The organism is Streptomyces sp. NPDC054842 (assembly GCF_053611025.1).
On the sequence record NZ_JBSGZN010000077.1, the window covers coordinates 1 to 20,771 of the forward strand.

22 protein-coding genes are annotated in these 20,771 nt (G+C 73.4%); 8 read left to right on the plus strand and 14 right to left on the minus strand.

The genetic code is table 11. From position 1 onward, the window contains the following. Positions 1–141 precede the first annotated feature (141 nt). The gene (locus tag ACWGIS_RS34880; RefSeq protein ID WP_453366516.1) at positions 142–1,080 is read left to right on the plus strand and encodes a 1-phosphofructokinase family hexose kinase; all 939 of its coding nucleotides are present in this window, start codon (positions 142–144) and stop codon (positions 1,078–1,080) included. A gap of 121 nt (positions 1,081–1,201) precedes the next feature. On the opposite strand, the gene ACWGIS_RS34885 is transcribed toward ACWGIS_RS34880, so the two are convergent. The 3 genes from ACWGIS_RS34885 to cdgB form a co-directional block, all read right to left on the minus strand. Continuing rightward, positions 1,202–2,548 (minus strand): FG-GAP and VCBS repeat-containing protein, encoded by a 1,347-nt coding sequence (locus ACWGIS_RS34885; RefSeq protein ID WP_453366517.1) that lies wholly within the window; start codon positions 2,546–2,548, stop codon positions 1,202–1,204. Positions 2,549–2,732: 184 nt separating this feature from the next. Further along, positions 2,733–3,692, minus strand: coding sequence for a CBM35 domain-containing protein (locus tag ACWGIS_RS34890; RefSeq protein WP_453366518.1), 960 nt, complete (start codon positions 3,690–3,692; stop codon positions 2,733–2,735). 117 nt (positions 3,693–3,809) lie between these two features. Then, positions 3,810–5,498, minus strand: coding sequence for a diguanylate cyclase CdgB (cdgB, locus tag ACWGIS_RS34895; RefSeq protein ID WP_453366519.1), 1,689 nt, complete (start codon positions 5,496–5,498; stop codon positions 3,810–3,812). Between the two features lie 388 nt (positions 5,499–5,886). Between cdgB and ACWGIS_RS34900 the strand changes: the two genes are divergently transcribed. Beyond that, positions 5,887–6,471 (plus strand): flavin reductase family protein, encoded by a 585-nt coding sequence (locus tag ACWGIS_RS34900; protein ID WP_453366520.1) that lies wholly within the window; start codon positions 5,887–5,889, stop codon positions 6,469–6,471. 76 nt (positions 6,472–6,547) lie between these two features. Here the strand turns inward: ACWGIS_RS34900 and ACWGIS_RS34905 are convergent, their stop codons facing one another. Both ACWGIS_RS34905 and arfB read right to left on the minus strand, forming a co-directional pair. Further along, positions 6,548–6,823, minus strand: a complete 276-nt coding sequence (locus ACWGIS_RS34905) for a DUF1876 domain-containing protein (RefSeq protein WP_355787954.1) — start codon at positions 6,821–6,823, stop codon at positions 6,548–6,550. An 85-nt stretch (positions 6,824–6,908) separates the two neighbouring features. Continuing rightward, positions 6,909–7,346 carry an alternative ribosome rescue aminoacyl-tRNA hydrolase ArfB gene (arfB, locus tag ACWGIS_RS34910; protein WP_453366521.1) on the minus strand — a complete coding sequence of 146 codons (438 nt, stop codon included), beginning with the start codon at positions 7,344–7,346 and terminating at the stop codon, positions 6,909–6,911. Positions 7,347–7,539: 193 nt separating this feature from the next. Between arfB and ACWGIS_RS34915 the strand changes: the two genes are divergently transcribed. Beyond that, complete coding sequence (locus ACWGIS_RS34915) at positions 7,540–8,115, plus strand: TerD family protein (protein WP_453366522.1); 576 nt, start codon at positions 7,540–7,542, stop codon at positions 8,113–8,115. 107 nt (positions 8,116–8,222) lie between these two features. After that, the gene (locus ACWGIS_RS34920) at positions 8,223–8,762 is read left to right on the plus strand and encodes an N-acetyltransferase family protein (protein ID WP_453366523.1); all 540 of its coding nucleotides are present in this window, start codon (positions 8,223–8,225) and stop codon (positions 8,760–8,762) included. 68 nt (positions 8,763–8,830) lie between these two features. Here ACWGIS_RS34920 and ACWGIS_RS34925 read toward each other — a convergent pair whose 3' ends face one another. Continuing rightward, positions 8,831–10,264, minus strand: coding sequence for a M1 family metallopeptidase (locus ACWGIS_RS34925; RefSeq protein ID WP_453366536.1), 1,434 nt, complete (start codon positions 10,262–10,264; stop codon positions 8,831–8,833). 7 nt (positions 10,265–10,271) lie between these two features. Here ACWGIS_RS34925 and ACWGIS_RS34930 point away from each other — a divergent pair, with 7 nt between their 5' ends. Then, positions 10,272–10,772, plus strand: coding sequence for a hypothetical protein (locus ACWGIS_RS34930; RefSeq protein WP_453366524.1), 501 nt, complete (start codon positions 10,272–10,274; stop codon positions 10,770–10,772). A gap of 36 nt (positions 10,773–10,808) precedes the next feature. On the opposite strand, the gene ACWGIS_RS34935 is transcribed toward ACWGIS_RS34930, so the two are convergent. Beyond that, positions 10,809–11,528 carry a pentapeptide repeat-containing protein gene (locus ACWGIS_RS34935; RefSeq protein ID WP_453366525.1) on the minus strand — a complete coding sequence of 240 codons (720 nt, stop codon included), beginning with the start codon at positions 11,526–11,528 and terminating at the stop codon, positions 10,809–10,811. Between the two features lie 155 nt (positions 11,529–11,683). On the opposite strand from ACWGIS_RS34935, the gene ACWGIS_RS34940 reads away from it, so the two are divergent. Further along, positions 11,684–12,850, plus strand: a complete 1,167-nt coding sequence (locus tag ACWGIS_RS34940; protein WP_453366526.1) for an FAD-dependent oxidoreductase — start codon at positions 11,684–11,686, stop codon at positions 12,848–12,850. Positions 12,851–12,940: 90 nt separating this feature from the next. Next, positions 12,941–13,921: a zinc-binding dehydrogenase gene (locus ACWGIS_RS34945; protein ID WP_453366527.1), complete on the plus strand. Its 981-nt coding sequence runs from the start codon at positions 12,941–12,943 to the stop codon at positions 13,919–13,921. A gap of 22 nt (positions 13,922–13,943) precedes the next feature. On the opposite strand, the gene ACWGIS_RS34950 is transcribed toward ACWGIS_RS34945, so the two are convergent. Beyond that, positions 13,944–14,417, minus strand: a complete 474-nt coding sequence (locus ACWGIS_RS34950) for an N-acetyltransferase family protein (RefSeq protein WP_453366528.1) — start codon at positions 14,415–14,417, stop codon at positions 13,944–13,946. A gap of 168 nt (positions 14,418–14,585) precedes the next feature. Here ACWGIS_RS34950 and ACWGIS_RS34955 point away from each other — a divergent pair, with 168 nt between their 5' ends. Next, positions 14,586–16,013 carry an NAD(P)/FAD-dependent oxidoreductase gene (locus ACWGIS_RS34955; RefSeq protein WP_453366529.1) on the plus strand — a complete coding sequence of 476 codons (1,428 nt, stop codon included), beginning with the start codon at positions 14,586–14,588 and terminating at the stop codon, positions 16,011–16,013. Positions 16,014–16,020: 7 nt separating this feature from the next. On the opposite strand, the gene ACWGIS_RS34960 is transcribed toward ACWGIS_RS34955, so the two are convergent. From ACWGIS_RS34960 to ACWGIS_RS34985, 6 genes are all read right to left on the minus strand, one after another. After that, positions 16,021–16,533, minus strand: coding sequence for a DUF2867 domain-containing protein (locus ACWGIS_RS34960; RefSeq protein WP_453366530.1), 513 nt, complete (start codon positions 16,531–16,533; stop codon positions 16,021–16,023). Between the two features lie 83 nt (positions 16,534–16,616). After that, the gene (locus tag ACWGIS_RS34965) at positions 16,617–17,540 is read right to left on the minus strand and encodes a 3-hydroxyacyl-ACP dehydratase FabZ family protein (protein WP_453366531.1); all 924 of its coding nucleotides are present in this window, start codon (positions 17,538–17,540) and stop codon (positions 16,617–16,619) included. A 90-nt stretch (positions 17,541–17,630) separates the two neighbouring features. Further along, entirely contained in the window at positions 17,631–18,506 is an 876-nt protein-coding gene (locus ACWGIS_RS34970) for a recombinase family protein (RefSeq protein WP_453366532.1), read from the minus strand. Between the two features lie 422 nt (positions 18,507–18,928). After that, positions 18,929–19,726 (minus strand): response regulator transcription factor, encoded by a 798-nt coding sequence (locus ACWGIS_RS34975; protein ID WP_453366533.1) that lies wholly within the window; start codon positions 19,724–19,726, stop codon positions 18,929–18,931. 217 nt (positions 19,727–19,943) lie between these two features. Continuing rightward, positions 19,944–20,471 (minus strand): DUF2867 domain-containing protein, encoded by a 528-nt coding sequence (locus tag ACWGIS_RS34980; protein WP_453366534.1) that lies wholly within the window; start codon positions 20,469–20,471, stop codon positions 19,944–19,946. A gap of 58 nt (positions 20,472–20,529) precedes the next feature. Then, on the minus strand, positions 20,530–20,771 hold a 242-nt coding region (locus ACWGIS_RS34985), incomplete at its 5' end, for an acetyl-CoA carboxylase biotin carboxyl carrier protein subunit (protein WP_453366535.1).

Genomic DNA, 20,771 nt, shown 5'->3' on the forward strand with positions numbered 1-20,771 from the left:
GTCCCGCCGTCCGCCCGGAGGGCGAACAGGCGGGACTTTGCGGACACGACCTAGGCCCGCCGCCGTCGTCTTTGGCATGATCGTGTCTCCGCACGCGGGCAAGCGCGCACTTCACCACGACTCCTGGGGAGGTCGGCCCAGGTGATCCTCACGGTCACGCTGAACACCGCTCTCGACATCACCTATCGCGTACCGGCCCTGCGGCCGCACGCCTCGCACCGGGTCACCGAGGTGAGCGAACGGCCCGGCGGCAAGGGGCTGAACGTGGCCCGCGTGCTCGCCGCCCTCGGCCACCGGGTGACGGCCACCGGCTTCGCGGGCGGCGCCACCGGCGACGTCCTGCGGGAGCGCCTGGCGCGGGTCCCCGGGGTGGTGGACGCCCTGCTGCCGGTGGCGGGCGCGACCCGGCGCACGATAGCCGTGGCGGACACGGCGACGGGCGACACGACCCAGCTCAACGAGCCGGGGCCGACCATCACCCCGGACGAGTGGGCCGCCTTCCAGGAGACCTACGCGGCGCTGCTGCCCTCGGTGTCGGCGGTTGCCCTGTGCGGCAGCCTGCCGCCGGGGGTGCCGGTCGGCGCGTACGCGGGGCTCGTCCGGGCGGCCCGCGCGGCGGCGGTCCCGGTCCTCCTCGACACCAGCGGGGAGCCGCTGCGCAGGGGGCTCGCCGCCCGCCCCGACCTCGTCAAGCCGAACGCCGACGAGCTGGCCGAGCTGACCGGCTCGCACGATCCGGCCCAGGCCACCCGGGACGCCCGCAGACGGGGTGCCCGCACGGTGGTGGCCTCGCTGGGCGCGCAGGGACTTCTCGCGGTGAACGCCGAGGGCCGCTGGCGGGCGGCACCGCCGCGCCGCGTCCCGGGCAACCCGACCGGCGCGGGCGACTCGGCGGTCGCGGGCCTGCTGTCGGGGCTCGTGGAGCGTCTCGGCTGGCCGGAGCGCCTGGCCCGGGCCGTCGCCCTGTCGGCGGCGACCGTCCTGGCGCCCGCGGCGGGCGAGTTCGACCGGGCGGCCTACGAGGACCTGCTGGACCGGGTGACGGTGACGCACGAGGCCGCCGCGGCCCAGGTGTACTGAGCCGCAGCGTTGTTCCCGCGGCTGAGGGGTGGCCGGCCGCCGAGTGTGGCGCCCGCGGCGGCCGGAACCGGTCAAGATCGTCGGCCCAGGAGCCGCAGCCGTCCGGCACATTCCGCCGGGGCTACTGGAGCATGCCCCAGATGGCCTCGGTGTCGGCGTCGGTCGCACCGGTCGTGGTGACGCCGGACGACGTGCCGGGGAAGCGCAGCGAGCCGTTGATGGCGCCGACGTAGAGATCGGCCTTGCCGTCGCGGTCGGTGTCGCGGAGGCGGACCGGGTCGCCGAAGCAGTCGTTCCATGCGACGTCGCCGGGGACGCCGGCGGTGTTGCGGGCGAGCCACTTGGAGTTGGTGCCGGTGATCCCGCTCGCGCCGCCGCGCAGGACGTGGACGCCGCCCTCGGTCGTCTCCTGGCTGATCTTCTCTCCGTAGACGCCGATCGCGAGGTCCTTGTAGCCGTCGCCGTTGATGTCGGCGGCCGAGACGGAGGAGCCGAACAGGTCGCCGGACTCCGGGGTGCCCGCGACGTTGGTGGTGGCCTGCGTGATGCGGACGGCGGTGGCGGGGCCGGTGGAGGAGCCGTACCACAGGGACACCCGGCCCTGGTAGTCGTTGTACATCTGGCTGCCCGCCGCGAGGTCCCCGTAGCCGTCCTTGTCGAAGTCGGCGATCACCGCCTCGCTGGGGTCGCCGTAGTCCGTGACGAGGCGCAGGGTCTTGCCCGCGCTGAGCGGGGAGCCGCCCTTGATGAACCACGCGTCCGTGCCGAAGTTGTCGGGCTCGTCGGTGATTCCGATGATCACCAGATCGGTCTTGGAGTCCCCGTTCATGCTGCCCGAGACGAGGGACGTGGGCGCGAACTTCGTCGTCTTGTCGTGGCTGGTGACCGAGCCCGCCACACCGGTGCGCGTGATGCTGCGGTAGACGTAGGCCTTGCTCCCGCTGATCGCGGCCAGGTCCTTCTTGCCGTCCCCGTTGAAGTCCCCGGCGGCGAGGTCGCGGCCGAAGCGGGCGTTCGCCACCTTGGCGCCGGCGTTGGGGATAGAGGTGCCACCCGAGAGGCCGGTCGCGCTTCCCCACAGGATGACGACGCCGCCCTCGTCCGTGCGTCCGTCGACGTCCTCGCGCGACACCGACACGGCGAGGTCCCCGTATCCGTCGGCGTTGAAGTCGGCGGGCACCCGGACGTCGCCGAACTGGTCCTCCGTCTCGTCGGCGCCGGGGACACCGGGGCTGTCCTGGGTGATCAACTGGCTCTCGGTGCCGGGTCCGGAGGCGGTACCGAAGGTGATCCGGACGCCGCCGCCCTTGCTGTACTGCTCGTAGGTGTAGGCGGCGTAGTCGCGGTAGCCGTCGCCGTTGAAGTCGTCCGCGTACCTGGCCGCCGCCGCGTCGGCTGGGGGTGCCGTGAGGACGGGGGCGAGGAACGCCACGAGGAGTGCCGCGCAGGCTGCGGGGCGAATGCGCATGAACTGTCTCCTGATGATTCTGTGCGACCGCTCTTGTGCCGACGGGTTTCTCAGGGACCACGGAGACAGGAGCGGCGGTTGATGATCAGGAGACAGTCGGACCGGGGAAAAGGTTGCAGGCGGACAGCCACGCAGGTCGGGGATCGGTCCAAGCGCCCTCAGCGGCAGGCGGCGGGGGCCGGGTCTAGCCCTTCCAGCCCCTCACGAGCCACATCTGGTCGAGGAGGGCGTCGCACTGGTTGCCCTGCTCGCAGGAGATCTTGATCGTGTTGGTGCCCTTGTTGAGCTCGACGTAGTTGTAGGTCTTCGTCCAGCCCTTCTCGTAGTCGCCCTCGGGCGCGTTCGCCCAGTTCTTCAGGGCGAGCGGAGTGGTCTGGGGCTTGCCGTTGACCGCGAGGGTGGCGGTGGCGTCCTTGCCGGGCACGCTGTAGCCCGTGTAGACGGTGTACTTGCCGTCCTTCGGGATGCCGTTCACGTTCCACGTGACCGCGGCGCCGACCTGGTTGAAGTTCGTCACGTAGACGCCGCCGGCCGCCTTGGCGCCCTTGACGTCGGACGCGGTGACGGCGCCGTCCAGGCGCAGCGCCTTGGCGTCGATCGCGGGCAGCTCGCCCTCGTCCTCGGCCTGCGCGCCGGACGACTTGCTGGGCTCGGCGCTCTGCGAGGCCGTCGGGGTCGAGCCGCCGGCCTTGTCGTCCTTCGAGTCGTCCGAGTCGCCGCCGCTCATCACGATGCCGATGCCGACGACCACGGCGGCGACCACCGCGACGGCGCCGATCAGCAGACCCCTGGTGTTGGGGCCGCGGCCCCGCCCGCCGCCGTCGAGACCGGCCGACCGGCTGGTGACGGTGGCGCCGGGGGCGCCCTGATGCGCCTGCTGCTGGCCGTACGCCTGCTGCGGAGCCTGCTGCCCGTACGGCGCGGCCGGAGCCTGCTGGCCGTACTGGGCGGTCGGGGCCTGCTGGCCGTACCCGGCCTGCTGCCCGTACTGCCGCTCGCCCACGGCGCGCACCCGGTTGACCGAGCCTGGATAGCCGTAGCCGCCGCTCGGCGGCTGTGCTCCGGCGGCCTGGCCGTCGGCGTACAGATAGCCGAACGGGTCGTCGTCCTCGGGCGTGCTCGCGCCGTTGTTGCCGGGCGTCATCCCTTGGTACTCCTCAGCGGTGCGGGTCGGATGCGGTACGTGGGTGAATGGCGAGCCTACCCGCTCCGAGGGACCCAAACGGGTGACTCAGACCTCACCGACCCACTGACCTGCGTGTTATCCCGCACGCCGATGTTGTTTGGGACGAGACCGTTTCTCTACGTACATCCGCTCGTCAGCGGATTTCAAGACCTCGTCCGCCGTCATCCCGCAGTGTGCCCACCCGATGCCGAAGCTCGCGCCCACCCGGACGGCCCGGCCGTCGACCCTGATGGGCGGGATGATCGCGTTGCGCAGCCGTACGGCGAGGTCCTGGGCGTCGGCCCGGCCGAGGCCGTCGGCGAGGACCACGAACTCGTCGCCGCCGAGCCGCGCGACGGTGTCCCCGTCCCGCACGCCGTTGGTCAGCCGCCGGGCGACCTCCACGAGCACCGCGTCGCCCGCGTTGTGCCCGAAGCGGTCGTTGATCGACTTGAAGCCGTCGAGGTCGCAGAAGAGCACCGCGAGGCCCTTGGTGCCGTCGTCCGTCTCGCCCTCGGGCGCGATGGTGTGGACGTGGTGGTCGAAGCCGTCGAAGGCGCCCGTCTCCGGGCGGAAGTCGAAGCCGTGGCCGTGCCCGTGGGGCTCCTGGTCGAAGGCGGCCGGGTGCTCGGGCGGATACGCCCCGTACGCCGCGTCCAGCGAGGCGACCGCGCCGGGCGGCAGGGACTGCGGGCGCCGGCAGAGGCGGGCGCCCAGCCGGGAGCGCAGCTCGGCCGAGTTCGGCAGGCCGGTGAGCGAGTCGTGCGAGGCGCGGTGGGCGAGCTGGAGCTCGCGGCGCTTGCGCTCCTCTATGTCCTCGACGTGCGTGAGCAGGAAGCGGGGCCCGTCGGCGGCGTCCGCGACGACCGAGTTGCGCAGGCTGACCCAGACGTAGGTGCCGTCGCGGCGTCCGAGGCGCAGCTCGGCCCGGCCGCCCTCGGCGGAGGTCCTGAGCAGGGTGCCGATGTCCTCGGGATGCACGAGGTCGGAGAAGGAGTAGCGGCGCATCGCGGAGGCGGGGCGGCCGAGGAGCCGGCACAGCGCGTCGTTCGTGCGCAGGATCCGGCCGTGCTGGTCGCCGCCCATCTCGGCGATGGCCATGCCGGAGGGCGCGTACTCGAAGGCCTGGCGGAAGCTCTCCTCGCTGGCGCGCAGGGCCTGCTGCTCGCGCTCCAGGCGGACCAGGGCGCGCTGCATGTTGGCGCGCAGCCGGGCGTTGCTGATGGCTATCGCGGCCTGGAACGCGTACATCTGGAGCGCCTCGCGGCCCCAGGCGCCCGGCCGGCGGCCGTTGCGCGGCCGGTCCACGGACAGGACGCCGATCAGTTCGCCGCAGCGGGCTCCGGAGACTCCGGGGGTGTACATCGGCGCGAAGAGGCGGTCGGAGGGGTGCCACTCGTCCTCGAAGCGGGGCGCGGGACCGTCCGTGTACCACTGCGGGACGTCGTCCTCGTCGAGGACCCAGCCCTCGGTGTGGGGTATGAACCGCAGGTCGCCCCACGCCTCGCCCATGCCGAGCCGGCGGTCCCAGGAGTCCCGCGAGCCGACCCGGCCGGTGATGAGCGCCTCGGCCGCGGAGTTCCCGGCGAGGGCGGCCACCACCAGGTCGCCGTCCGGCCGTACGAGGTTGACGCAGGCCAGCTCGTAGCCGAGGCCGTTGACCACGCCGTCGGCGACGGTCTGCAGCGTGTCGGCCAGGCTGCGGGCGGTGTTCATGTCCGCCATCACCTGGTGCAGCTGCCGCAGGGTCGTAAGGCGGACGTACGGCTCCGACTCGGTCTCCATGCGCCCTCCCCCCGAGACCTCGCAGCAACTCCAGGGTTCTCTTCGGCGTGACTCGGCTTACTGGTTGGTAGCTTCACTTGTGGCGTCGTACATCGTCCCCGCCACTGAATCACAGCGCGCTGCCCACTCGGTACACAGGGTCAACAAAATATGGCTCCTGTGACTCAAGTCACAGCAGAACATGAGCAATTGCGTGGGCTTTCTGCATTTTCACTGTGCGTTTACCGCCCTCATAACGGGGAAATGTGCGCGGGCTGTGAGCATAGGTGTCCGCGCGGGACGGCGGGCCGCTTTCCGTGACGGGCGGCGTTCTCCGCCGGTGGTCCTAGGACCCGCTTCGGCCGCTGGTCCGATGCGGCGGCGCCGGACCGGCGGCTAGCGTCGTCGCGTGCTGAAGACTCCCGCCGACCCCGCCCTCTCCCCCCTGTCCGGACCGCCGCCCGCCGGCGGGCATGCTGATGGGGTGAGCAACGACGAGTTCCGCGCCGTCATGTCCCGGCTGGCCGCGGGCGTGGTCCTGGTGACCGCGCACGAGCCCGCGCTGGACCCCGACGGGCCCGGCGGCGAGGACGTCGGCATGACCGCCACGTCCTTCATGTCCGTGTCCCTGGACCCGCCCCTGGTCCTGGTCGGCCTGCGCGAGGGCTCCCGCATGGACGACCTGCTCGCCGAGCAGCCGAACTGGGGGGTCTCCGTGCTGTCCGAGAGCCAGCGCCACGTCGCGGGCCGCTTCGCCATGAAGGGCCGCATCAGCGACCGCCTGCTGTTCGAGGACATCCCGTACCTGCGCGGCCAGGAGTCGGGCGCGCCGCTGGTCGGGGGCGCCCTGGCCACCCTGGAGTGCCGGACGGAGCAGCGGGTGACCGCGGGCGACCACACCCTCGTCATCGGCCGCGTGCTGACCGCGGCGGTGCCGAGCGCCGACGGCGGGCCGCTGACGTACTTCAAGGGCCGCTACCGGCAGCTCGGCTGACGGCCCGGGACACAGGCTGCCCACCGGCCGACCGGCCGTCCACGACGGGCGGCCGGTGGCCGGAGGTCCACGCCGGTCAGGGCGTCAGCGGGTACGACGTGCGGCCCGAGGCCTCGTCGATCTCGTCGTGCGCCTTGGTCAACAGCTTCATCGCCAGCTCGTTGAGCGCCCTGGCGCCCGCGACCTCCTCGCCGACCCTCGGCTGGTCGGCGTCGGAGGGGTGGCGGCTCGAGTACCCGTGCGCCCTTACCTCGCTCCCGTCCGGGAGCCGCACCATGGCAGCCGCCCGGGTGCGGTGGGAGTCCTCCTCGAATTCCAGCTCGACATGCCATCCGACAGCGGTCCGCGCCATCACGATCACCTCCGGGAACCCCTGCTACCAGGATGTGCCCGCGGCCCCGTCGGCGCACGGCCTGCGGCGGGACGGGCGGTTCCGCTCAGCCCCAGTCGTGGCCTGAGCGGCCCCGCTTGGTGTCGGAGCGCTGCTTCTTCTCGCGCAGCCGCCGCTCGTTGATGCCGCGCGGGATGCGGGTGGCCCGGCGGGGCCTGGGCGGCGGCGCGCTCGCCTCGGCGAGCAGCGAGGCGAGCCGGACGGCCGCGGTCTCGCGGTTGCGCCACTGCGAACGGTGCTCGGAGGCGCGCACGCTGACCACGCCGTCGACCAGGCGCCCGGCCAGCCTCTCCAGGGCGCGCTCCTTCCACACCGGGGGCAGCGCCTCGGTCTTCGCGAGGTCGAACCTCAGCTCCACCTGGGAGTCGCTGGTGTTCACGTGCTGCCCGCCGGGCCCCGAGGAGCGCGAGAAACGCCACATGAGCTCGGCCTCGGGCAGGGAGACGGAGCCGCGGATGACGTAGGGACCGGACATGGGGTCCATGGTCGCCTGTGTGTCCGGTCCGCGTCACCCGTTTTTCCGCCCGGTGCGTCCCTTCGGGTAAAGAAAGTAAAGAGACCTGGAACCTCAGGTACCCCCCTCGACGTTCATAGGTGTAGCTGTAGCTTCGTGCCCGTACGAAGCCCATACGTACGGGCACCGAGCACGTACGCAACGAGGGAAGGGACTCCCAACAATGGCTGTAAGCCTGTCCAAGGGTGGCAACGTCTCGCTCACCAAGGAGGCTCCGGGCCTGACCGCCGTCACCGTGGGCCTCGGCTGGGACGTCCGCACCACCACCGGTACCGACTTCGACCTCGACGCCTCGGCCATCGCGGTCAACCCGCAGGGCAAGGTCTACTCGGACGGTCACTTCGTCTTCTTCAACAACAAGCAGACCCCGGACCAGACCATCGTCCACACCGGCGACAACCGCACGGGTGAGGGCCAGGGCGACGACGAGGCGATCAACGTCAATCTGGCGGGCCTCCCGGCCGACGTCGAGAAGATCGTCTTCCCGGTCTCGATCTACGACGCCGAGACCCGCTCGCAGAACTTCGGCCAGGTCCGCAACGCGTACATCCGCATCGTGAACCAGGCCGGCGGCGCGGAGATCGCCCGCTACGACCTGTCCGAGGACGCGGCCACGGAGACGGCCATGGTCTTCGGCGAGCTCTACCGCAACGGCGCCGAGTGGAAGTTCCGCGCGGTCGGCCAGGGCTACGCCTCGGGCCTGGCCGGTATCGCCCAGGACTTCGGCGTGAGCGTCTGATCCCGCTCCCGCGCAGCGCCCGAAGCCCCCGGCCCCGCGGCCGGGGGCTTCGGCGTCCCCCGCGCCGGGTCCGGCCCGGCCCCGCGGCGCGGCGGTAGTTTGCCCCCGTGATCCTCGAATCCCTGCGTCTCACCCCCGACCACGACCTCCCGGCCCCGCTCCTCACGGAACTGACCGCCCTCTACGCCTCCAACCGTGACTTCTACGCCCTCAACGGGGACTTCCCTGACGCGGACGACATCCGCCCGGAGCAGGTCGCGGCGGCGCTCGCCGAGGAGCTGGCCCACCCGGACGTGGAGGTGCTGCTCGCCCGCACCGCCGGGCGGCTCGTCGGGGTCGCGATCACCCTCGCGCACCATCCGGACCCGGCCGATCCCGACCCGTGGATCGGCCTGCTCCTGGTCGACGCGGGCGAACAGCGCAGGGGGCACGGGCGGACGCTGGCCTCGCTCGTCGAGGACCGGCTGCGCACGGCGGGCCGCACCGCCGTACGGCTGGCCGTCCTCGACAACAACCCGGGGGCGCTCGCCTTCTGGACCTCCCTCGGTTACGAGGTCGTCGGGCACCGCAGGGACCTTCAGCAGGGCCGCCCCTGCGCGGTGCTGCGCCGAACGCTGGCCGACGTCACCCGGCCGCGGCCGCACTGACGAGGGGCGCCCCGAGCGCCGGGTGCCGCGGGCCGGATGCCGCGGGCCTGGGACTCGCCGGGCCGGCCTCAGGGGTGGTCCGGCTTGCCCTCCCCGTACAGCCAGTCCCGCCAGATGACGTCGAAGTCCTTGTCCGGCGCCTGCTTCTCGACGTAGGCCGTGAAGTCCGCGGTGCCGGCGTTGCCGTGCCGGTGGGCGGCGGCCCAGCCCCGGACGAGGTCGCGGAAGGCGGCGTCGCCGACGGTCCGGCGGATCTTGTGCAGGACCATGGCGCCGCGCTCGTAGACCGGGCTGTCGGAGATGTGGGCGGCGTCGGTGGGCCGGGCGGGCGGGAAGGCCCACACCGCCTCGCCGGTCGCGGTGTCGTCGTAGTAGTCGCCCCGGTAGAGGGCCTGGAAGGTCTCCTCGGCCGTCTCGCCCCCGTGGTCCTCCTCCCACAGCCACTCCGCGTAGGTCGCGAACCCCTCGTTGAGCCACATGTCCCGCCAGGTCTTCGGGGTCACGGAGTCGCCGAACCACTGGTGGGCCAGCTCGTGGACGAGGGTCCCGAGGTCGGGGGCGCCCGGGAAGACGGGCCGGTTCTGGGTCTCCAGGGCGTAGCCCACCCCGTCGGCGTCGTCCACGACCGCGCCGGCGGAGGAGAAGGGGTACGGGCCGAAGGCGTCCTCCTGCCAGGCGAGGATCTCCGGCAGCCGCCGCAGCACCTTCGCGCTCGCCGCGGCCCGCGCGGGGTCGACCGCGACGTACAGCGGCAGTCCGCTCTTCGTCGTCGTGCGGCGGACGTCGTACCGGCCGATCCCGAGGAAGGCCAGATAGCTCGCCATCGGCTCCGCCGTGTGCCAGCGGAAGGTGCGGCGGCCCTTCCCGGCCGTCTCCTTCCCCGGCTCCCCGTTGGAGACCGCCCGCAGTCCCGCCGGGACGGTGACCGCCACGTCGTACGACGCCTTGTCCGAGGGGTGGTGGTTGCCGGGGAACCACGCCATCGACCCGGTGGGCTCGCCGAGGGCCAGGACACCGTCGGACGTCGGCAGCCAGCCCTCCTCGGAGCCGTCCGGATCGGTGACCGTCCCGGGCGTGCCCGAGTAGGCGACCCGCACGTGGAACGTCTCACCCCGGTCGAGGTCGTCGTGCGGGCGCACCGTCAGCTCCTGGCCGGTGCGGCTCCAGCGGGCGCCCCGCCCCTCGACGGTGACGGCGCCGACGTGCAGGCCCTTCAAATCCAGGTTGAAGGCGCTGAGGTCCTGCGTCGCGCGGGCCGTGATCTCCGCCGTGCCCGTGAGGTCCTCGCGCGCGGGGTCGTAGGAGAGGGTCAGGCCGTAGTGCGTGACGTCGTAGCCTCCGTTGCCCGCCTTCGGGAAGTACGGGTCGCGTACGCCCGAGGTCCCCGGGGCGCCCTCCACACCACCGCCGCACGCGGTGAGGAGCAGGGCCGCGGCCAGGGCAAAGGGTACGGAGACGGAAGATCGGGGCACGTCGGTGATCCTACGAGGGCGTGACACCATTCCTTCCGTGCTCGACATCGGCTACGCCCTCTCCCACCGCTTCCCCGACCCCCCGCAGACCGACTACCGCCGCGCGGACGTCCGCGCGCTGCGGCACGACCTGTTCTGCGGGGACGTCTACCTCGCCGACACCAAGGCGGACCGGGAGCTGTCCACAGCCTGGGGATGGGTGCCGGTGCTCGACTTCGCCTGGGCGCTGTGCGACATCGTGGAGCAGCTCGACCGGGACCCGCGGGGCAGCCGGGCCTCCCGCCCCCAGCACGCCGAACTCGACTTCACCGAGTCCACCGACCGGATGCTCTTCGAGCGGCGCTTCGGCTGGGTGGACATCGAGGCCGACTGGATGCCCGTCGAGGAGGCCCCGCTGACCTTCTCCCACTCCGAACTGCGCCGCGAGGCCCGCGACTTCCTGCACGACCTGATCGCCGACCTGACCGACCTGCACGAGGGCCTGGCCGACAACCCGGCGATCTGGACCCTCCTGGCCCGCTTCCCTCGCGTCGGCTGACCCGCCCTCACCCGACGCTCCCCGGAGCCCCGTTCGTCACGGCCCGCCGGGGCCCACCACCCGCAGGCCCAGCTCCGCCGCCAGCAGGGGCGCCAGGTCCAGCAGCTGGGACGGGCTGATCACCGCGCCCGCCAGCCGGTCCACCCCGCGCGCGATGTCCAGCTCCGCCGCCCGCAGATCGACGTCCTTGAGCGTGGCGGCGCTGAAGTCCGCCCCCTTGAGCACGCAGTCGACGAACTCCACGCGCTCCAGCGCGGCGGCACCGAAGTCGGGCTCGACCAGCACGCACCCCTCGAACACCACGTCCTTGAGCCGGGCCTTGCGCAGATTCAGGTAGTCGATCTTCCCGCCGCGCACCAGCACCCGCTCCAGCACCGCGCCGTGCAGCTGCACGCCCCCGATGCGGGCGTCGAGCAGCTCGACGTCGCGCAGCGTCGCCCCGGCGAGATCGGTGCCCACACCGCGCGCGTTCGACAGCACCGAGTCCAGGAAGCGCGCGTTCGGCAGCCGTGTCCCGTCCAGCGCGCAGCCCTTGAGCGCGCAGTCCATGAAGCGGGCGCCCGAGCCGTCCTGCCCGGCGAGGTCGGCGTCCCGGAACTCCAGCCCGTCGTAGTCCCCGTCCGGCTCCAGCCCGCCGTCCGCGAACGCCTCCAGGGGCGGGAGCCGCACCCCGGGACGCCGCGCCCCCTTGACCGCTCCGCCCGCTCCGCCCGCCCTGCCCACCGCGCCCGTCCTGCCCGCCGCCCTGTGCACCATCCCCTCATCGTGCACCACACCACTGACAGCGGCCCTGACCTGCCGTTTTCCGCCCGATGTCACATCCCGGGGCGCCTGAACCGTCCTGGTCACGGACCCGGCCGCCCTCGGCCAGCACCGGCCGGGGCCGGACCGCGACAGAGGGAGACCCGACCATGCACCGCATCACCGTCGTCGGCGGCGGTTTCGCCGGACTCACCGCCGCCATCACCGCCGCCGAGGCCGGCGCCGAGGTCACCGTGTACGAGGCGCACCACACCCTGGGCGGCCGGGCCCGCACCGCCGAGGGCCCCTACCGGACGAACGAGGGACCGCACGCCCTCTACAGCGGCGGCCCGCACTGGACCTGGCTCAAACAGCGCGACCTCATCGGCCCGCTCGCCCCGCTGCCGCCGCTGGAGGGCGCCCGGCTGCGCCTGCGTCACCGGGGCGTCCTGCGCCGCACCCCGCCCCTCGCGATGCTCAGGCTGCTGCGCCGCACCGCCCGGCAGGCGCCCGTGGACAGCGACTTCCTGTCCTGGGCGACCGCCCAGGTGGGCGAGGAGGGCGCGCGGGCCGCCGCGCACTACTCGGCCGTCGCCCTCTTCCACCACGACCCGGGCTCCCTGTCGGCGGCGTTCGTGCAGGAGCGGCTGCGCCGGGCCACCCGGCTGCCTCCGGAGGCGCACTGTCCGCGCGGCGGCTGGGCGAGCGTCATCGACCGGATGGCGGCCCGCGCCTGGAACCTCGGCGTACGGGTGGAGACCCTTTCCCGCGTCGACGCCCTGCCCGAGAACCGGGGGCCGGTCGTCGTCGCCACCTCCCTCGACGCCGCCCGGCGGCTCCTCAAGGACGACACGCTCACCTGGACCGGGGGCCGGACCGCCCTGGTCGACCTGGCCGTCCGCACCCGCCGCGGCGACGCCTTCGCCGTCTCGGACCTGGACGCGCCGGGCTGGATCGAGCGCTTCACCGCCCAGGACCGCACCCTGGCCCCGGCCGGGGAACAGCTCGTCCAGGGCCAGATCCCGATCGCGCCGCACGAGTCGCGGGCCGACGGTGCCGCGCGTGCCGACCAGTTGCTCGACCTCGGGTTCCCGGGCTGGCGGGAGCGCCTGACCTGGCGCCGTGAGGCCGTGGCGCGGGGGCGTACGGGGGCGGTCGACCTGCCGGGGACCACCTGGCGCGACCGGCCCGCCGTGGACCGCGGGGACGGCGTCTACCTGGCCGGCGACCAGGTCGCGGCGCCGGGTGTCCTGTCCGAGGTGTCGTTCAACAGCGCGCTCGAAGCGGTGACCCTGGCCCTGCGCGTCCGGGAACGCCTTGACCTCAAGCAAGCCTGAGGTTGAAGGCTGGGTTCCTCAGGGCCCGTCCACGGCCGCGCACCCCCGCGCGGTCCGCACGGGTCACGCCGCGCCGCGAGGAGCCCCGCCATGCACGCCGTACGCCTGCACGCCTTCGGTCCCGCCGAGAACCTCACCTTCGAGCGGACCGCGGATCCCGCACCGGGCCCGGGGCAGGTCCGGATCGCCGTGGCCGCGGCCGGCGTGCACCTGCTGGACACCGCGCTGCGCGAGGGCATGCGGGGACCGGCGCCCCGGCCCGCCGAACTGCCCACGATTCCCGGCCGGGAGGTCGCCGGCGTCGTCGAGTCCCTGGGCGAGGGCGCCCCCGCCCACCTGCTCGGGCGGCGCGTCGTCGCCCACCTCGGTTTCGCCCCCGGCGGCTACGCCGAGCTGGCCCTCACCGACGCCGCCCGGCTGCACGGGATCCCGGAGGAACTGGACTTCGCGGCGGCCGTCGCCATGATCGGCACGGGGCGTACGGCGCTGGGGATCGTGCAGTTCGCGGAGCTGGGGCCCGGCGCCGTGGCCGTGGTCCCGGCGGCGGCGGGCGGCATCGGCACCCTGCTCGTGCAGTACGCCAAGCACGCGGGCGCCAAGGTGATCGGCCTCGCGGGCGGCCCCGAGAAGACCGCCCTGGTCCGGGCGAACGGCGCCGACCTGGCCGTCGACTACCGGGACGCAGCCTGGCCGGAGCGGGTCCGCGCCCACCTGGGCGACCGCGCGGCCACCGTGGTCCTCGACGGCGTCGGCGGCGCCGTCGCCCGGGCCGCCGTCGGCCTGCTCGCGCCCGGCGGCCGGCACCTCGTCTTCGGCTGGTCCGCCGAGGGCGTCCGGGACGGCGGCCCCTACCTCGTGGACGGGGTGTCGACGCAGGTCCTCGGCGCCGTGATGCTGCGGAAGGCGGGCGGCCCCGACCCCCTGCGCACCCTGGAGGAGCGCGCCCTCGCCGAGGCCGCGGCCGGGCGGCTCACCCCCGCCGTGCAGCGCTTCCCGCTCGCGCGGGCCGCCGACGCCCACCGCGCGCTGGAGACCCGGCGCACCGTCGGCAAGGTGGTCCTGGAACCCTGAACGGCCCGCGGGACGCCGGGAGTCAGCCGCGCGAGCCGAGCGCGGCGAGTGCCTCGTCGGTCAGACGGTAGACGCTCCACTCGTCCTGCGGGCGGGCGCCCAGCGACTCGTAGAACTCGATGGCGGGGCGGTTCCAGTTCAGCACCGCCCACTCCAGCCGCTCGTACCCGCGCTCGGCGCAGATCCGCGCCAGCTCGGTGAGCAGCGCCCGGCCGTGGCCGCCCCGGCGCGCCTCGGGCCGTACGTACAGGTCCTCCAGGTAGATCCCGTGCACCCCGCGCCAGGTGGAGAAGTTCAGGAACCACAGCGCGAACCCGACGGGCTCGCCCGCCTCCTCGGCGACGAGCCCGAACACGGCGGGCCGCTCCCCGAACAGCGCCTCGCGCAACTGCTCCTCGGTGGCCCTGGCCTCGTGCAACGCCTTCTCGTACTCGGCCAGCTCACGGATCATCGCGTGGATGGCGGGGACGTCGGCGGGGGTCGCGGTACGGATCATGCGGGCAGGCTACGTGAGTGTCCCGGCGGTCCGCCGCGGGGTGCCCGAGGGGGTCCCCCGGTGGCCCGACGCGGGGTGCCGGAGGGGGTCCCGGAGGGCCGCGGAGCAGCGGAAGAGCACGAAATCCGAAGGAGACAGCGGCGCCTCGCAGAGGTTAACGTCCGGGCCATGAGCAGCAGGCCCGCGAGCAGCGCAGCAAGCACCGCCGCCACGGTGAACGGCGGCATCTCGTTCTGGTACGCGCAGGACGGGCTCCCCGGCCCGCGCGAGCTCCTGCCCGGGGACGCGTCGGCCGACGTGGTGATCGTCGGCGGCGGCTACACGGGCCTGTGGACCGCGTACTACCTGAAGAAGGCGGCCCCCTTCCTGCGCGTCACCGTCCTGGAGCAGAAGTTCTGCGGCTACGGCGCCTCGGGGCGCAACGGCGGCTGGCTCTACAACGGCATCGCGGGCCGCGACCGGTACGCGAGGCTGCACGGCCACGACGCGGCCGTGCGGCTCCAGCAGGCGATGAACGAGACCGTCGGCGAGGTCGTCAGGGTCGCCGCGGAGGAGGGCGTCGAGGCCGACATCCACCAGGGCGGCGTCCTCGAAGTGGCGTACACGCCGGCCCAGTTGGCCCGGCTGAAGGACTTCCACGCCACCGAGCTGTCCTACGGCGAGAAGGACCGCGAGCTGTACGGCGCCCGCGAGACCGCCGAGCGGATCCGGGTCGCGGACGCGGTCGGCTCCGCCTGGACCCCGCACGGCGCCCGGCTGCACCCGGTGAAGCTGGTCAAGGGGCTGGCCGCGGCCGTCGAGGCGCTCGGCGTGACGATCCACGAGCAGACACCCGTGACCGAGATCCGCCCCAAGCACGCGGTGACCCCGTACGGCACGGTCCGCGCGCCCTACGTCCTGCGCTGCACCGAGGGCTTCACCGCCGCCCTGAAGGGCCAGCGGCGGACCTGGCTGCCCATGAACTCGTCGATGATCGCCACCGAGCCGCTGACCTCCGCGCAGTGGGAGTCCGTCGGCTGGGAGGGCCGCGAGACGCTCGGCGACATGGCGCACGCGTACATGTACGCCCAGCGCACCGCCGACGGCCGCATCGCCCTCGGCGGGCGCGGGGTGCCGTACCGCTTCGGCTCGCGCACCGACAACGACGGCCGTACGCAGCGGGCGACCGTGGAGGCGCTGCACGAGATCCTCGTGCGCCTCTTCCCTTCGCTGGCGGGCGTGCGGGTGGAGCACGCGTGGTCCGGCGTCCTCGGCGTCCCGCGCGACTGGTGCGCCACGGTCACCCTGGACCGCTCCACCGGCCTCGGCTGGGCGGGCGGTTACGTCGGTTCGGGCGTCGCCACCGCCAACCTCGCCGCCCGCACGCTGCGCGACCTCGTCCAGCACGACTCCGGCCAGGCGGGCCCCACCGAGCTGACCGCCCTGCCGTGGGTGAACCACCGGGTCCGCAAGTGGGAGCCGGAGCCCTTCCGTTTCGTCGGCGTCCACGGCATGTACGCCACCTACCGCACCGCGGACCGGCGTGAGCTGGCCACGCACGCCGCCCGGTCCTCGCGGCTGGCGCGGCTGGCGGACCGGGTGGCCGGCCGCCACTGACGGGGCCTCACCCCGCGCGGCAGGCGCCGCCGACGACGCGGGGGACGATCAGGTGGTGCAGCGGCTGGATCGCCGTGAAGTACAGGCGTCCGGCGGGGCGGTGGAAGCGCACGGCCGTGGTGCAGACGCCCTCCGTGCCGGTGCCCGAGGCGGCCGGGCGGACCGCGAAGGACGTCCGGAAGTCCAGGTGCTTGTCGTCGTCCCCGCACAGCACCTCGTCGTCTCCGACCGTCAGCAGGCGGAACGGCCCCATCTTCAGGCCCGGTTCGATCCGGATGTGCTCGGGGGCGACGCGCCGCTGCCGCTGGAGGCCGAAGGGCGCCATCACCCGGTCCCGCACCCCGATCAGCCGGTGCACCCACTCCGGGGTGCCCAGGAAGACGGCGCGGGTGAAGTCGACCGCGGTGGTACCGGCCGGCAGGTCCACGGCCACGGCGTCCACGTGGTCGCAGCCGCCGAGGCTCTCCCGGGCCGCGTCGAGCACCGGCGCGGCGTGCCTGCGTACGTTCCCAGCGGCCATGACGTCCGCCCCCTTCTCCAGTACGGTCCCGGCCGGCTCCCGGGCACGGCCGCCATCGTCCTCCCCGCGCCGTCGGGCCGGCGTCAGGTGTGCGCCGGCGCCCCGAGCACCTCGCTCGGGCGCAGGGCGGTCATCACGCTGTCGACCGTCAGGACCGGTCTGCCGTCGGCGGTGGCGGTGGCGCCCTCGAAGATCCACGTCCCGGCGAGCGCCCGGCTGATCGTCACCTCGTGGCGCAGCACGTCGCCGGGCAGTACCTCGCCCAGGACCTCGATGCCGGACATGCCGCCGAACAGGGCGACCTGGCCCGCCAGTTCCTCCGGGTCCGTGTCCCAGGCGGCGAGCAGGGCCGCGCTCTGGCACCACGACTCGATGAGCAGCGCCGCCGGATACCCGTACCCGGAGTCGGCGGTCCCGTCGGGAAGGTCCCGGTACCAGGGCTCGTTGCACGTCACCGCCTTCCGCGTGACGATGCGCCGGCCCGGCTCCACGGCGAGGACCCGGTCCACCAGCAGCGCCGGATAGCGGTGCGGGATGAGCCGCTTCAGCACGGCCACCCCGTGGGAGGCACCCGGGGCGGTGTCCGTGGCCGCCCCCGCCGGAGCCTCCTGTGCGGCGTCCGGGTCCGGGCGTCCGGCGTCGCGGTACCGCAGCCGCAGCGTCGCGCTCTTGCCGCGCGCGGTCCGGCAGACGGCCCGCACGTCCCGCACCCCGTCCGCGGCGGCGACCGCGGCCTCCACCGTCAGCGTGTCGCCGGGCAGTACGGGGGACAGGAACCGCACGGACCTGATGCCCGCGAGTCCGGGTGTCCCGCCGCCGGTGTCCCGGGCGTGCCGCAGCACCGCGTGGTGCACGGCGTCCAGGGCGAACACGCCGGGCAGCAGCGGGAAGCCGGGGTAGTGGCCCGCGAAGACGGGCGCCGCCGGGTCCGCGGCGAACGTCATCTCGATGCCGTCGCCGTCCCGTCTCACGACGGTCGACCGGGGCATCAGCTCGATGGAGTGCACTCGGTTCCTCTTCCTCGGGTCCTCGGGCCGCGCGGGTCGGACGGGTCGCGCGGTCGCGGTCGCGGGTCGCGTCCGCGGGTGGCGCGGCTTCTACAGGGCGATCCGGGTGCGGACGACCAGCCCCTCGGGGCCGAGCACCGCCTTGACGTTCAGCAGCCGTTCGGAGTCGGACCAGCTGAGCCGGACGCCCAGCGCCTGGAGCGCGGAGGCCCCCGGCTCGCCGTCCGTGCCCAGGGAGCGGAGCTGGTGCCGGGCCGCCGCCACGGCGTGGTGCCCGCCGCCGGCGACGAGCAGCCGGCGCAGGCCCTGCGGGGCGGCCAGCCCGCGCAGCCAGCCGAGCAGCGGGCCGATGGCGGCCTGCTCGCGCAGATAGACGTTGCGGGGGTGGTCCGCGCACTCGGCGTCCTCGGAGGCGGGGACCCGGCAGCGGTAGTAGGGCTCGCCGTTGTTCCAGGTGCCCTGCATCAGCCGGTTGCAGCGTCCGCAGCGCAGCAGCCCGCGCAGCGCGTACGGCTTCGGCGGCTCGGCGTCGCACTCCCCGGTGCGCTTCCTGCGCCTGGCGAACACGGCGTGGACCTGCTCGAAGACGTCGGACGCGATCAGCTGGCGGCCCCCGGCGGTGTCGTCGGCGAGGCCCTCGTGGGCGTGACGTCCCGCATAGCGGGGGTTGAGGAGGATGGCCCGCACGGTGCTCTTGGACCAGCCGGACGCCGGCCTGGCCGCACCCGCGTTCACCGGGCCGGGACTCGGGACGCCGTCGGCGTTCAGGCCCTCGGCGATGCTCTGCAGGCTCCGGCCGTCCAGGCACTCGTGAAAGATACGGCGCACGACCGGTGCCGTGTGCTCGTCCGGGACGAGTTGCTGCCGCTGTCCGGTGCCGTCGAGGACGACAGCCGCCTTGAATCCGTAGGGCGGACGCCCGCGCCCGCGGGACAGTTTCCGCAGCGGATTCGAGTTCGTCGGCATGGAATGCGAATGGGACGGATCATCTCCCCGGACATCCGCGCAGGGGCGGGCCGGTATATGCGATTTCATCAAGCTTCCCCGTTGATTCTTGCCGGCCATTCACTCGCGGCGGCACGGCCGCGCCGCCGCACGGCGGCACCCCGGAAAGGGGGCGCTGCGTGCGGTGGTTCCGCGCGGATGAGTGAGTGCCGTCTCGGCACGGCCGGGCCGGGGCCGCCTCGTCGCGGCCGGGCCCGGCCCGAGTGACTGGCCGTGGTCCCCCAGCGGGCCGCGTGCGGGAAGATCCCGCCTCGCGAGCGCCGCTCGAACTGCTCTCAAGCTAGGCCCGGGTCCCGGAGCGGGACAACGGACTGGCCGGTTGCTGACGGCCGGAAGCCGTGGTTCCCGGCGGAGCCGGCCGGAAGTGGCAGCTTGCTGAGCCCTCAGCCGTGCCCGGCGCGGCCCCCGTCCGCCTCGCGGACCGCTCTGAGCAGCCCCATCTCGGCCGCGCGGACGCCCGCCTGGAAACGCGAGCCCGCGCCCAGTACGCGCATGATCTCGGCCACGTGCCTGCGGTAGGTGCGCACGGAGATCGACAGCGCCCGGGCGGCGGCGTCGTCGGTGTACCCCTCGCACAGGCAGCGCAGGATGTCCTGCGGGACCTGGTGGCGCAGTTGGTCCTCGGCGAGTGGCACCCCGCGCTCCCAGGCGTCGGTGAACAGCGCGTTCAGCGCGTCGACGACGGCGGGCGCGCGGACCAGCGCGATGTGCCGCGGGCCCTCGTTGCCCGTGCCCTCGGAGCGGGTGAGCACGTTCTCCGCGTCGATGATGATCGCGCCGGTGAGCGCCGCGTCGCCGAGTCTGACCTCGATGCCCGGCCGGCGCCGCTGGAGTTCGGCGAGCCGTCCGCGGTCCGCCGTCGCCTGCGAGTCCAGGACCCGCACGCGCACGCCGTCCGCCACCTCGCCGGCCAGCTGCGACAGCACGTGGATGCGCAGCCGGGCCGCCGAACGGTCCGACGGCACCAGGACGTTCACGCTGTGCTTCGCCTCGCCGAGCAGGCGCTGCAGGGCTCCGAGCGCCGCCCGGGCGCTCTCGGCGGTGACCAGCAGCGATCTGCTGTCCGGGGACGGGCGCTGCCCCCGGGAGACGATCGACTCGATACGGTCACGGATTTCGAGGAGTGCCTGCTCGGCGTCGCTGGAAATGTGCGAGAACTCTACCCCCGCACTGCCGAACAAGCTTGAATTCGCTAGTGTTTCCCCATTGGACATACATCCCCCGTTACGACCCCGCACGATTTTCCTCTCGGTGCGGGATCATCCCCCGAAAAAGCTGGTGAAAAGATTCCAGAATTCCCGTTCGGGAGTCTACCTATAGCAACTCTCAGCGTCAACGAACAGTAGTTAGGTGAGAATTGAACCTTATTTCGTCGACAGAATGTCGAGAGGGAACCCTTCAGCCCGCGACCCGGGTTTCGCCCGGCTCGCCGCCCCGCGCTCCCCGTTTGACGAGTCCGGCGACGACGGCGTGGTGAAAGGGCTCGATCGCCCGGAAGTAGAGGCGGCCGGCCCTGCGGTGATAGCGGACGACGGTCGTGCACACGGCCTCGGGACCGCGCGGACCCTGCCGTACGGCGAAGGAGCAGCGGAAACTCAGATGCTTGTCGTCGTCGCCCGTCAGGACTTCCTCGTCCGAGACGCTCAGCAGCCGCAGCGGGCCGATCTTGGCGCCGACGGCGACGGCCGCGGGCGCGCCCCGTTCCCGCTGTTTCAGGCCGAAGGGCGCCACCGCCGCGTCCCGTACGGCGAGCAGGGCCCGCACCCAGCCCGGGGGCGAGCCCAGCATGCGCCGGGTGAAGTCGACGGCGGTGACGCCGGGTTCGACGTCGACGGCCACCGTGTCGACATGGTCGTAGCGGCCCAGACTGGCGTGCGCCGCCGCCACGACCGGCTCGGTGTTCCTGCGTACCGCGACCCGCTGCATCTCGTGTTCCGTTCCTCGGGCGTCGTGACGTCGGGCGGGCCGCTCCCGGTCCGGTCGCTCAGTCCTTGATGTCGCAGATGGGGGCGCCGGAGGTGAGGGAGGCGCCCACTCCGGCGGTGAGGTTCTTGATGGTGCCGGAGCGGTGGGCGTTGAGGGGTTGTTCCATTTTCATCGCTTCGAGGACGACGACGAGGTCGCCTTCCTCGACTTCCTGGCCTTCTTCGACGGCGACCTTGACGATGGTGCCCTGCATGGGGGAGGCGAGGGTGTCGCCGGAGGCGGCGGGGCCGGACTTCTTGG